Consider the following 12,615-nt stretch of genomic DNA (forward strand, 5'->3'; position numbering starts at 1 on the left):
ACCCTGAATGGCAAGCCTCATTCATTGCCCGCACTGCGGCATCCGGCCCAGGCAAGAGTTTTCGATCCGCGGCGACGCATCGGTGGTGCGGCCGGCCCCCGAAGCCTCTGATGAAACCTGGCACGAATACGTTCATATCCGTTCCAATCCGCAGGGTCGTTATCGGGAACACTGGCAACATGTCGCGGGCTGTCGGCGATGGCTCGTCGTCGAGCGCGATACGTTCACTCATGACGTCTTTTCGGTGACGGATGGCGCAGTTGTGGCGCGGGAGGTTGGCCGATGACCGCCTATCGCCTCGCATCCGGTGGTGTCATCGACCGCAGCAGCACGTTGAGCTTCAAATTCGACGGCCGAGCCATGAAGGGACATGCCGGCGATACGCTGGCTTCGGCCCTGCTTGCCAACGATCAGCTTCTGGTCGGCCGCAGCTTCAAATACCACCGGCCGCGCGGCATCGTCACGGCCGGGCCTTCCGAGCCGAATGCGCTGGTAGCGATCGGCAAGGGGGCGGCGACCGACCCGAATACGAAGGCAACGGTTGCCGAGCTTTACGCCGGGTTCGATGCCCGCAGCCAGAATCGCTGGCCGTCGCTGAAATACGACGTCGGCGCCCTCAACAGTCTTCTGTCGCCGTTCCTGTCGGCGGGCTTCTACTACAAGACCTTCATGTGGCCGGCGGCCTTCTGGGAGAAGGTCTACGAGCCCCTCATTCGCCGCGCCGCGGGTCTCGGCCGGGCGGTGCTGGAGCGCGATCCGGACAGTTACGAGAAATGCTGGGCGCATTGCGACCTGCTCGTTGTCGGTTCCGGCCCGACAGGCTTGATGGCGGCATTAACCGCTGGCCGTGCCGGGCTGCGAGTCATTCTGGCGGACGAAGATTTCCGGCTCGGCGGTTCGCTGCTGGCCGAGACGATGCGGATCGACGACCGCCCTGCGGCGGATTTTGCCGAGGCATGTCTCGCCGAGCTTCGCGCGTTGCCGAATGTCACGATCATGCCGCGCACCACCGTTTTTGGTTGGTATGACGACAATGTCTTCGGTGCGGTGGAGCGGGTGCAGAAGCATGTGGCTGCACCGCAGGCGAAGCTGCCGGTGGAGCGGCTCTGGCGCATCGCCGCCAAGCGCGCGCTGCTTGCGACGGGCGCCGAAGAACGGCCGCTGGTGTTCGGCGGCAATGACCGGCCGGGCGTGATGATGGCAGGCGCCATGCGCACCTATGCCAACCGGTTTGGCGTTGCGGCGGGAAAGTCGGTGGCGATCTTCACCAATGGCAGTGCGGGCTACCGGGCAGCCAGCGATCTCTCTGCTCATGGGGTGGAGGTGGCGGCGATTGTCGACAGCCGCGCCGCGCCCGTCGATGCGGCGCCAGCGGGCGTGCGCGTTATCCAGTCCGCTTCCGTCATCGACACGCGGGGACGCCAGCGTGTCTCCGGCCTGGTTGTCGAGCGCTCGGGCTTCGAGGAAACGATCGCCTGTGACGCGATCGGCATGTCCGGCGGCTGGAACCCGGTCATTCACCTTGCCTGCCAACGCGGTGCAAAAGCGGTGTGGTCGCCGGAGCTGAATACGTTTCTCGCACCTGACGTTGGCAACGGTTTCGTCGTTGCCGGCGCCGCTGCCGGGCGATATAGCCTTGGCGGCTGTCTCAAGGACGGCGCGGAAAAGGCGGCGATGATCGCGGCCGATCTCGGTTTTTCACCCGCTATCAATCCGTTGCCGGCGGTGGGAGAAGAAGCCGATCCTTCCTTTACGCCGCTGTGGTACTCCCCGGGCGCCAAGGCGAAGGCTTTCGTCGATTTCCAGAACGACGTTCATGTCAAGGACCTGGCTCTGGCGCTGCGCGAAGGCTTCGGCCATGTCGAGCATGCCAAACGCTACACCACCAACGGCATGGCAACGGATCAGGGCAAGCTCTCCGGTATCAATGCCACGGGTCTGCTGGCCGCAATGCAGGGCATCAGCCCGGCCGACGTCGGAACCACCACCTTCCGTCCATTCTATACGCCGGTCGCCCTCGGCGCTCTTGCCGGCACCGCGCGCGACGAGCATGCCGCTCCGGTGCGCAAGTCGCCGCTGCATGGCTGGGCGGAGAAGAACGGTGCCGTCTTCGTTGATTCCGGCCTGTGGTACCGCCCGGCCTATTTTGCACGGAAAGGCGAAAAGACTTGGCGCGACAGTACGGACCGCGAGGTTTTGAACGTCCGCCAGAATGTCGGGCTCTGCGACGTCTCGACGCTCGGAAAGATCGAGATTTTCGGGCCGGACGCGGCCGAGTTCCTCAACCGGCTCTACTGCAACCCGTTCTTGAAGCTGCCCGTCGGCAAGGCCCGCTACGGGCTGATGCTGCGCGAGGATGGTTTGGTCTATGACGATGGCACCACCAGCCGGCTGGCGCCCGGGCATTTCTTCATGACGACAACGACGGCGCTCGCCGGCGGCGTCATGTCCCATATGGAATATTGCGCGCAGGTGCTGTGGCCGGAACTCAAGGTTCGTTTTTGCTCCTCGAGCGATCAGTGGGCGCAAATGGCGATCGCCGGGCCGAAGGCGCGCCTCGTGGTTCAGGCGCTTCTCGAGGACGACATATCGAACGCGGCCTTTCCATTCCTGGCCGCCGGCGTTGTGACGCTGAAAGGCGGCCTCAAGGCCCGGCTATTCCGTATCTCCTTTTCCGGCGAACTGGCCTACGAGCTCGCTGTGCCTGCGGGTTTTGGCGAAGCGGTTGCCGATGCGATCATGGAAGAGGGCAGGGCGCACGGCATCTGCGCCTATGGGCTGGAGGCGTTGAACGTGCTGCGCATCGAGAAGGGTCATGTCACCCATGCCGAGTTCGACGGCCGCGTGACGCCGGACGATGCCGGCTTCGGGCGCATGGTGTCGGCGCAAAAACCCGATTTCATCGGCAAGCGGCTTTCGACGCGATATGGGCTGACGGCGGCCGACCGTATGCAAATGGTCGGGTTGAAACCGGTCGAGACGGACAAGCTTATCCGCGCTGGTGCGCATTTGCTGCGCGAAGGTGCCAAGGCGTCGACCCTGAACGACCAGGGCTATGTCAGTTCCGCCTGTTTTTCGCCAACGCTCGGTCATGACATCGCCCTCGCCTTCCTCAAATCCGGCCGCGAGCGTTATGGCGAACGCATCGTCGTCTGGGACAAGCTCGGCGGCAGCGAGACGGTGGCGGAAGTCTGCAGCCCGGTCTTCGTCGATCCCGGCAATTCCAGGCTGAATGCGTGAGGTGGCAGACATGATCAAGACCTACACCTCTTGCCACCCGCTGGACGGTCGCCTTCCGCTGGAGCCCGGCATTCGCGCCGTCGATCACCTGGAGATCCCGCGCAGACAGGCGATTGCGACGGTCATGGCTGTTGATGGCGAGGAGGCGGCGGTCGCCGCGGGGCTGGCCGCCGTGAGCGGCGTATCCGTGCGCCTCGCCGGGCCGGGCGAATGGCTGGCAGTATCTCCGTCGGAAACGCCCGACAGCCTGCAGCGCAATCTTTCGCTGCTGCTTGCCGAGATCGCCTACATTTTCGATCAGAGCGATGGCCGCGTCGTGTTGCGGCTGTCGGGGCCGAATGTGCGCCGCCTTCTTGCCAAGGGCGTCGCAACCGATCTGCATCCTTCCGCCTTTGTGATTGGCACCGCGTCGAATGTTCTGTGCGGTCATGTCAGCGTCAATCTGGCGCGGACCGGCGACAACGAATTCGAACTGATCGTCATGCGCAGTCTTGCCGAATCCCTGTTTGACGACCTCAGGCTGATGGGGCGTGAGTTCGATCTCTCCGCCGATTTTTCCGGCTGAGAGCGAATGCGTCATCGCATGCCGTTTTTACGGCGCGGGTGAAGCAGCGAATGGCGGGAATGGGCAAGACCTGTTCGCTCGGATGCCTTTCTCCGCCACGGCTTTGACACTACGGTTTCAGTCAAGCTCGCGCTTGATAAAGCTGGCCGATTGACTGGGGACGCCTTCCCCAAATGAGCGCCCGAAACCGGAGAATTTTCATGAAAAGCCATGCCAGGGTCGTCGTTATCGGCGGCGGCGTCGTCGGTTGTTCAATCCTTTACCACCTGACGAAGTTCGGCTGGGCCGATGTGGTTCTCGTGGAGCGCTCGGAACTGACCTCCGGCTCGACCTGGCACGCCGCCGGCGGTATGCACACCATCAATGGCGACCCGAACGTCGCCAAGCTGCAGAAATATACGGTCGAACTTTACAAGGAAATCCAGGACTATTCCGGTCAGGACATTGGTCTGCACATGACCTCCGGCATGATGCTGGCTGCCACCAAGGAGCGGTTCGACTGGATGAAGTCGATTATGGCCAAAGGCCGCTACATGGGGCTGGAGGCAGAGCTTCTCAGCCCGAGGGAAGCGCACGATCTGATGCCGCTTCTGGATCCGAGCCAGTTCGTCGGCGCGGAGTTCGATCCGGTCGAAGGGCATCTCGATCCCTATGGCACCACCCATGCCTATGCCAAGTCCGCCAGGAAGAATGGCGCCGACATCTACCTGCACACCAAGGTGGAAGATCTGGTGCAGCTGGAAAACGGCACATGGCGGGTGATCACCAACAAGGGTGAGATCATCGCCGAGCACGTCGTCAATGCTGCCGGTCTCTGGGCCCGCGAGGTCGGGCGCATGACAGGGCTCGAACTGCCGGTGAAGAAGGAGGCCGACTTCATCGGCAAGGAAGCCGCCGCGAAGGAAAAGGCGGAAGGCGGCACGTTGCGCCTGCGCACCTTCGTCATCGATGCCATGGACGCCGATGTGATCGGCGACGAGCCGATCTCGCTGAACGGCAAAGTCTGCGGTTGGGTGACGTCAGGCGGATACGCGCATACTTCGGGTGTGTCGGTGGCGATTGGCTATGTGCCCAAGGATGTCGCTGATGAGGCCTATGGTTGGCAGGTCGAGCTGCTTGGCGAAATGCTGCCGGCTCGCCTGCAGGCGCAGCCCTTGCTTGATGCCAACGGATCGCGCATGCGGTCCTGATCATCAGGCCGGCCGGATGGTGACAAATGTGCATGGGGTGCTGCGCAGGCGGCTGGTCGTAGGATTCACGGTTTGGTGCCCAAAAACACGTCCCGAACTGCTAATTTTTTGATTTTTTGGCTGTTAAAGCGTCAAAATCACTAAACTGGGAAAGAATTTCAGGAAACCGTCATTTTACGCTTCACTTTTGGTTCGAAAGCATTATGGAATCCCTATCGAAAAAAGGCTCGGAAAGAGCTTCTAAAACAAGAGGTCTGACCTAACAGGATCAGGCCCGGGGGATATAGATGGAGTATTTTGTCCAGCAGCTCGTCAACGGGCTGACACTTGGCTCGATTTACGGTTTGATTGCCATTGGCTACACAATGGTTTACGGCATCATCGGCATGATTAACTTCGCCCATGGCGATATTTTTATGCTTGGCGGCTTTGCAGCTCTGGTTGTCTACCTGATCCTCGTGGGATTGTTCGGTGGCGTCCCGATCGCCCTTGCCCTGTTCGTCATGATCATCGTCGCGATGCTGATGACCGGGCTCTGGAACTGGGTCATCGAGAAGATAGCTTACCGTCCGCTGCGAGGCTCGTTCCGGCTGGCGCCGCTGATCACTGCGATCGGTATGTCGATTGCGCTGTCGAACTTCATTCAGGTAACGCAAGGCCCGCGCAACAAGCCGGTTCCGCCGCTGGTTTCCTCCGTTTACGACGTTTTCGGCATAGCGGTTTCGCTGAAGCAGATCATTATCGTGCTGGTGACAGCGGTTCTGCTGACCATCTTCTGGTACATCGTCAATCATACGCCGCTTGGGCGCGCCCAGCGCGCCACCGAGCAGGACCGCAAGATGGCGGCGCTGCTCGGCATCGATGTCGACAAGACGATCTCGATCACCTTCGTCATGGGTGCGGCGCTGGCCGCCGTCGCCGGCAGCATGTACCTGATGTATTACGGCGTGATCGTCTTCACCGATGGGTTCACACCGGGCGTCAAGGCCTTCACGGCAGCTGTTCTCGGCGGTATCGGATCCCTTCCGGGCGCCGTGTTGGGTGGCCTCATGATCGGCCTGATCGAATCGCTCTGGTCCGCCTATTTCACCATCGACTACAAGGATGTCGCGACATTCTCGATCCTCGCCATCGTGCTGATTTTCAAGCCGTCTGGTATCCTGGGTCGGCCGGAAGTCGAGAAGGTATAGTTTCATGGCAAATATTTCGCACACCAAAGAGGCCGTCAGCAGCAATCTGATGGTGCGGGCTCTGCGTGAGGCCTTTTATGCCGGCCTCATCGCTCTTGGCCTGTTCGTGCTGTTCGTCGGCCTGAAGACCGACCAGAACATCTTGAACGAGCTTGTCCTCGTCCAGCGCTGGGGGCTTCTGGCGATCTTCGTCGCCGTTGCCGTGGTAGGCCGTTTCCTGACGGTCGCCTTCATTCGCCCCTGGTTTGCGGCGCGCAAGGCTGAAAAGGCCGCAGCTCCGGTCGCCGAGCGTGAGGCGGGCTTCGTCGCGCGCAATTTCACCCTGCTTGCCATCGCTGCCCTGATCGCCTATCCGCTGGTCATGGTCGCAGCGTTCGGCTTCCAGGGCTCGCTGAAATGGGTCGATAATTTCGGTATCCAGATTCTCATCTATGTGCTGCTGGCCTGGGGACTGAACATCGTCGTCGGCCTCGCAGGCCTCCTCGATCTCGGCTATGTCGCCTTCTACGCGGTCGGGGCATATTCCTATGCGCTCTTGTCTTCCTATTTCGGCCTGTCCTTCTGGCTGCTTCTGCCGATGGCCGGTATCCTGGCAGCGCTGTGGGGCACGATCCTCGGTTTCCCCGTGCTGCGCCTCAAGGGTGACTATCTGGCGATCGTGACGCTCGCCTTCGGGGAAATCATCCGGCTGGTGCTGATCAACTGGACGGAAGTGACCAAGGGGACCTTTGGTATCTCCGGCATCGCCAAGGCAAGCATCTTCGGCATCTGGTCCTTCGATGTCAGCGCCTCGAACAATTTCGCCAAGGCGTTTGGCCTGCCGATGTCCTCGGCCTATTACAAGATCTTCCTGTTCTATTTGGCGCTGGCACTCTGCATGCTGGCTGCGTTCGTCACGATCCGCCTGCGCCGCATGCCGATCGGTCGGGCGTGGGAAGCGTTGCGTGAAGATGAAATCGCCTGCCGTTCGCTCGGTATCAACACGGTCACGACCAAACTGACGGCATTTGCCACCGGCGCGATGTTCGGGGGAATTGCAGGCTCGTTCTTTGCCGTCCGCCAGGGCTTCGTATCGCCTGAGTCTTTCGTCTTCCTCGAATCGGCGATCATCCTGGCGATCGTGGTTCTCGGAGGCATGGGCTCTCTGGTCGGCATTGCCGTCGCAGCGATCGTCATGATCGGCGGTACCGAACTGCTGCGCGAAATGGAATTCCTGAAGCGGATCTTCGGACCTGATTTCACCCCGGAACTCTACCGCATGCTGATCTTTGGTCTGGCCATGATCGTCGTCATGGTCTGGAAGCCTCGCGGCTTCGTCGGCTCGCGCGAACCCACAGCATTCCTGCGCCAACGCAAGAGTGTCTCCGGCAGCTTTACCAAGGAAGGGCACGGCTGATGGCCCTTGAGACAGACACAATGACGAAAGATCCAATCCTCAAAGTCGAGCATCTGTCGATGCGTTTCGGCGGCCTGATGGCCATCAACGACCTGTCGTTCGAAGCCCATCGCGGCGATATCACTGCGCTCATCGGCCCGAACGGCGCCGGCAAGACAACGGTGTTCAATTGCATCACCGGCTTCTACAAGCCGACGATGGGCATGATCACGATGCGGCAGAAGGCCGGGAAGGAATACCTTCTCGAGCGCATGGCGGATTACGAGGTCAACCGCGACGCCAAGGTTGCCCGTACCTTCCAGAACATCCGCCTGTTCTCGGGCCTGACGGTTCTCGAGAACCTGCTGGTTGCCCAGCACAACAAGCTGATGCTGGCCTCTGGCTACACCATTCTCGGCCTGCTCGGCTTCCCGACCTACAAGGCGGCGGTCGGAGAATCGATCGAGCGTGCAAAGTACTGGCTTGACAAGGCAAACCTGACCGACCGCGCCGACGATCCGGCCGGCGACCTGCCGTACGGTGCACAGCGCCGTCTGGAAATCGCCCGCGCCATGTGCACGGGTCCGGAATTCCTTTGCCTCGACGAGCCAGCAGCCGGCCTCAACCCGCGTGAATCGCTCGCCCTCAACGAGCTCTTGCGCAGCATCCGCAAGGATACGGAAACGTCGATCCTGCTGATCGAGCACGACATGGCGGTGGTCATGGAAATTTCGGACCACGTCGTGGTGCTGGAATACGGTCAGAAGATTTCCGACGGCAATCCGGAGTTTGTGAAACACGATCCGAAGGTTATTGCGGCCTATCTCGGTGTTGAAGATGTTGAGGTCGAAGAGGTGATCGAACAGATCGAGGAAATTGCGCCGGGAGCCACGCACTGATGAGCGATACTCTCCTGAATGTAAAAGCCGTTGAGACCTATTACGGCAATATCCGTGCACTTGCCGGTGTCGATGTTGAGGTCAAGCGCGGCGAGATCGTCTGCATGATCGGGGCCAATGGCGCCGGCAAGTCGACGCTGATGATGACCATTTGCGGTAGCCCGCAGGCAAAGACCGGTTCGGTCACCTTCGATGGCCAGGACATTACCCGCATGCCGACGCACGAAATTGCCCGGTTGCGCGTTGCCCAGTCACCGGAAGGCCGCCGTATCTTTCCGCGCATGACCGTCTTTGAAAATCTTCAGATGGGCGCGAGCCTCGACAATATGAAGCATTTCAATGAGGACGTGGAAAAGATCTTCACGCTGTTTCCGCGGCTCAAGGAGCGTCAGGCGCAGCGTGGCGGAACGCTCTCGGGCGGTGAACAGCAGATGCTGTCGATCGGCCGCGCTCTGATGGCCCGTCCGAAGCTGTTGCTGCTCGACGAGCCGTCGCTCGGCCTTGCGCCGCTGATCGTCAAGGGCATCTTCGAAGCGATCAAGAAGCTCAACCAGCAGGAAGGCCTGACCGTCTTCCTCGTCGAGCAGAACGCCTTTGCCGCCTTGAAGCTCTCCCATCGCGGCTATGTCATGGTCAACGGCAAGGTGACGATGAGCGGCAGCGGCAAGGAATTGCTGGCCAATCCGGAAGTACGCGCCGCCTATCTCGAGGGCGGTCATTGAGCCATGTCTGCCGGTGGCGTTTTGAAGCAGCCGGCGGAGATGTGATTTCGGTACGTTGGAGCGCTTTTGCGCGGCTCGAAAGCCGGCTAGCGCTTTGTAGGGGAGAAATGGAATGCAAGGCATTCTCTATGAAGAACCGACCGTTCTGCAGTTCGCGCTGGTGACCGTGGTGATGGGCGGATGGACTGCCTGGCGCACCGGCAAGAGTGCTGCCGAAGGCTGGAGCAAATACTCGACACTGATTGTCTACACCCTGCTTCTGGGTGTGGCGATCCGCTTTATCCATCATGCGCTTTTCCACGGCAGCATGTTGACTTTGCAGTACTATATCGTGGACACCGTCGTCCTTTTGTTGTTTGCTACGGCCGGCTATCGCTACTACCGTACGAAGCAGATGACCAATAATTACTACTGGCTTTATGAGAAGGCGTCGCCTTTCTCATGGAAGTCGAAATAATAGAGGGAACCCCGTGGCAGCGCCGGGTGCGCTGCCTGCGGATACAAGAATACCGGCGCGATTATGGTGGGTATCGTGACCGGTTTAAACGACACCCGCTCAAATTTTTTGGGAGTTACAAGATGAAGAAGTCACTTTTGTCGGCTGTTGCGCTGACTGCAATGGTCGCTTTCAGCGGCACTGCATGGGCTGAGCTGCTGGTCGGTGTTGCCGGCCCGCTGACCGGACCGAATGCAGCTTTCGGCGCGCAGCTCCAGAAGGGTGCCGAGCAGGCCGCGGCCGACATCAACGCTGCCGGCGGCATCAATGGCGAGCAGATCAAGATCGTCCTCGGCGACGACGTTTCCGACCCGAAGCAGGGCGTTTCCGTCGCCAACAAGTTCGTGGCTGACGGCGTCAAGTTCGTGGTCGGCCACTTCAACTCCGGCGTTTCGATCCCGGCTTCCGAAGTCTACGCGGAGAACGGCATCCTGGAAATCACCCCGTCTGCGACCAACCCGGTCTTCACCGAGCGCGGCCTGTGGAACACCTTCCGTACCTGCGGTCGCGACGATCAGCAGGGTGCCGTTGCCGGTGCCTACATCGCTGCCAACTTCAAGGATGGCAAGGTTGCCGTCGTTCACGACAAGACGCCTTACGGCCAGGGTCTTGCTGACCTGACGAAGGCTGCCATGAACGAAGCCGGTGTGAAGGAAGTCATTTACGAAGGTATCACGACTGGCGACAAGGACTTTTCGGCCCTGATCGCCAAGATGAAGGAAGCCGGTGTAACGGTGGTTTACTGGGGCGGCCTGCACACCGAAGCCGGCCTCATCATGCGTCAGATGGCTGACCAGGGCCTGAAGGCCACCTTCATGTCCGGCGACGGTATCGTTTCGAACGAACTTGCTTCGATCGCTGGCGACGCTGTTAACGGCACGCTGATGACGTTTGCTCCGGATCCGCGCAAGAACCCGGCTGCAAAGGAACTGGTTGAAAAGTTCCGCGCTGCCGGCTTTGAGCCGGAAGCCTACACGCTGTATTCCTACGCCGCTCTGCAGGTCATCGCGGAAGCAGCCAAGAACACCGGCGGCAGCGATCCGCAGGCGGTTGCCGAGAACATCAAGGGCAAAGGTCCGTTCCACACCGCCATCGGCGAATTAAGCTATGACGAAAAGGGCGACATCACCCGTCCGGACTACGTCATGTACACCTGGAAGAAGGGTGACGACGGCAAGTACACCTACTTCCAGAACGAATAGTCGTTCCGGGCATAGATATTGGTCCATCTGGATCGCGAAAGGCCCGGCATTGCCGGGCCTTTTTGCGTGTGCGGTCCAGGCACGCGAGACAGCATCGCCGCTATCGCAGCAGGGCTGATCTCAGCGTTGCGATCTCCTTCTTGAGCCGCACCAGTTCGCCCATCTCCAGGCCGCTTGCCTCCAGAATGCAGGGCGGAATGGTTTTTGCCTTGTCCTGAAGGGCACGTCCGGTTGCCGTCAATTGCACCCGTACCTGCCGCTCGTCGGTCTTGTCGCGCGTCCGCACGATATGCCCCAAAGCTTCCAGGCGCTTCAGCACCGGCGTCAATGTGCTCGATTCCAGAAACAGCTTTTCACCGAGGCTCCCGACTGTCCGGTCGTCCTGCTCCCAGAGCGTGACCATGGCGATGTACTGCGTGTAGGTAAGCCCGATCGCGTCCAGAAGCGGCTTGTAGACGCGGTTGAGGGCGTGGTTGGCTGAATAGATGGCGAAACAGAGGAAGTCGTCGAGTTTCGCCGCCTCCGTTTTATCGCACGATGTTTGATCCATTGCGTTCGTCCTTCATCTGGTGTGCACAAGATAAATCGTTCGCGATTTAATCGCAAGGTATTGACATCGAAAAGCTGAAGGACTAAACGTCGATAACGATTTAATTGTGCACTAAGTAAATCGACACTTGCCGCCAGGCGGCATCACAAACGGAGAAGGAGAACGTCATGTCTGACAGCACCAACGAACAGAATTTTTCTCGCCGCAACGTCCTGCTTGCCGGTGTCGGCGGAGCAGGCATCGCCGCCGTATCAGGCGCTCTGGCCGGAGCGCGTGCGGTCGCCGAGGATCAGGCTGCGCCCGCATCGGCAGATCAGCCGCCGGCAAAGCGCAGCGTCAATACCATTGTCACGCGCGATGCCGTTGAAATCCATTACAAGGATTGGGGTCCAAAAGACGGTCCCGTCGTCGTCCTCAGCCATGGCTGGCCGCTGTCCTCCGACAGTTGGGAAGCGCAGGCATTGCATCTCGCCAACAATGGCTTTCGCGTCATCACCCATGATCGTCGCGGCCACGGCCGCTCATCCCAGCCCTGGGACGGCAACGATATGGATCACTATGCCGATGATCTGGCCGACTTGATCGACGTTCTTGACTTGAAGAAGGTCTCGTTGTTCGGCTTCTCCACCGGCGGCGGCGAGATCAGCCGCTATATCGGCCGCCATGGTACGAGCCGCGTCGCGAGGGCAGGTCTCATCTCCGCCGTGCCGCCGCTGATGCTGAAGACGGCGGCAAATCCCGGCGGTCTGCCGATCGAGGTGTTCGATGGTATCCGTGCTGCATCGATCGCCGACCGGTCGCAACTCTACAAGGATATCGCGTCCGGCCCGTTCTTCGGCTTCAACCGCCCCGGCGCCAAGCCTTCGCAGGGCATGATCGACTCGTTCTGGCTGCAGGGCATGACGGCTGGCCACAAGAACACCTATGACTCGATCAAGGCTTTTTCCGAAACGGACTTCACCGAGGATCTGAAGAAGTTCGACGTGCCGACGCTGATTGTTCACGGTGATGACGACCAGATCGTGCCGATCGACGCTGCAGCACGCGCATCGAAGACGCTGGTGCCGCATGCTACGCTGAAGGTCTATGCCGGCGGGCCGCACGGCATCACCGATACCCATAAGCAGCAGTTGAACGACGACATGCTCGCCTTCCTGAACAGCTAGCCGAAATATTCGGGGCGCCT

Annotated in this window: 12 protein-coding genes and 1 pseudogene; 12 read left to right on the plus strand and 1 reads right to left on the minus strand. The window is 60.3% G+C overall.

Annotated elements, in window-relative coordinates:
* Positions 1–7 precede the first annotated feature (7 nt).
* From ACSQ2Z_RS06365 to ACSQ2Z_RS06415, 11 genes and pseudogenes are all read left to right on the plus strand, one after another.
* Positions 8–286, plus strand: a complete 279-nt coding sequence (locus ACSQ2Z_RS06365; protein WP_436080412.1) for a sarcosine oxidase subunit delta — start codon at positions 8–10, stop codon at positions 284–286.
* Positions 283–3,240 carry a sarcosine oxidase subunit alpha family protein gene (locus ACSQ2Z_RS06370; RefSeq protein WP_436080413.1) on the plus strand — a complete coding sequence of 986 codons (2,958 nt, stop codon included), beginning with the start codon at positions 283–285 and terminating at the stop codon, positions 3,238–3,240. Before ACSQ2Z_RS06365 ends, ACSQ2Z_RS06370 begins: the two co-directional genes overlap by 4 nt.
* A gap of 10 nt (positions 3,241–3,250) precedes the next feature.
* A complete protein-coding gene (locus tag ACSQ2Z_RS06375) occupies positions 3,251–3,805 on the plus strand; it encodes a sarcosine oxidase subunit gamma (protein WP_436080414.1) in 555 nt (184 codons plus the stop codon).
* Positions 3,806–4,005: 200 nt separating this feature from the next.
* Positions 4,006–4,665: pseudogene (locus ACSQ2Z_RS06380) on the plus strand (NAD(P)/FAD-dependent oxidoreductase); the annotation flags it as partial.
* Positions 4,642–4,995 (plus strand): glycine cleavage T C-terminal barrel domain-containing protein, encoded by a 354-nt coding sequence (locus ACSQ2Z_RS06385; RefSeq protein WP_436083002.1) that lies wholly within the window; start codon positions 4,642–4,644, stop codon positions 4,993–4,995. The pseudogene ACSQ2Z_RS06380 and the gene ACSQ2Z_RS06385, both read left to right, overlap by 24 nt.
* Positions 4,996–5,282: 287 nt before the next feature.
* Complete coding sequence (locus ACSQ2Z_RS06390) at positions 5,283–6,185, plus strand: branched-chain amino acid ABC transporter permease (protein ID WP_436080415.1); 903 nt, start codon at positions 5,283–5,285, stop codon at positions 6,183–6,185.
* A 4-nt stretch (positions 6,186–6,189) separates the two neighbouring features.
* Entirely contained in the window at positions 6,190–7,581 is a 1,392-nt protein-coding gene (gene livM, locus ACSQ2Z_RS06395) for a high-affinity branched-chain amino acid ABC transporter permease LivM (protein ID WP_436080416.1), read from the plus strand.
* Positions 7,581–8,459, plus strand: a complete 879-nt coding sequence (locus ACSQ2Z_RS06400; protein ID WP_436080417.1) for an ABC transporter ATP-binding protein — start codon at positions 7,581–7,583, stop codon at positions 8,457–8,459. The genes livM and ACSQ2Z_RS06400 overlap by 1 nt, the downstream gene beginning before the upstream one ends.
* Positions 8,459–9,181, plus strand: coding sequence for an ABC transporter ATP-binding protein (locus tag ACSQ2Z_RS06405; RefSeq protein WP_436080418.1), 723 nt, complete (start codon positions 8,459–8,461; stop codon positions 9,179–9,181). The genes ACSQ2Z_RS06400 and ACSQ2Z_RS06405 overlap by 1 nt, the downstream gene beginning before the upstream one ends.
* A 112-nt stretch (positions 9,182–9,293) precedes the next feature.
* Entirely contained in the window at positions 9,294–9,638 is a 345-nt protein-coding gene (locus ACSQ2Z_RS06410; protein ID WP_436080419.1) for a DUF6867 family protein, read from the plus strand.
* Positions 9,639–9,760: 122 nt separating this feature from the next.
* On the plus strand, positions 9,761–10,879 hold the full coding sequence (locus ACSQ2Z_RS06415) for a branched-chain amino acid ABC transporter substrate-binding protein (RefSeq protein ID WP_436080420.1): 1,119 nt from the start codon (positions 9,761–9,763) through the stop codon (positions 10,877–10,879).
* Positions 10,880–10,979: 100 nt separating this feature from the next.
* On the opposite strand, the gene ACSQ2Z_RS06420 is transcribed toward ACSQ2Z_RS06415, so the two are convergent.
* Positions 10,980–11,429, minus strand: coding sequence for a MarR family winged helix-turn-helix transcriptional regulator (locus ACSQ2Z_RS06420; RefSeq protein ID WP_436080421.1), 450 nt, complete (start codon positions 11,427–11,429; stop codon positions 10,980–10,982).
* A 167-nt stretch (positions 11,430–11,596) separates the two neighbouring features.
* Between ACSQ2Z_RS06420 and ACSQ2Z_RS06425 the strand changes: the two genes are divergently transcribed.
* Complete coding sequence (locus tag ACSQ2Z_RS06425) at positions 11,597–12,595, plus strand: alpha/beta fold hydrolase (protein WP_436080422.1); 999 nt, start codon at positions 11,597–11,599, stop codon at positions 12,593–12,595.
* Positions 12,596–12,615: the final 20 nt, after the last annotated feature.

This window comes from Pararhizobium sp. LjRoot235 (assembly GCF_964254145.1).
In the GTDB taxonomy this organism is placed as follows: domain Bacteria; phylum Pseudomonadota; class Alphaproteobacteria; order Rhizobiales; family Rhizobiaceae; genus Pararhizobium.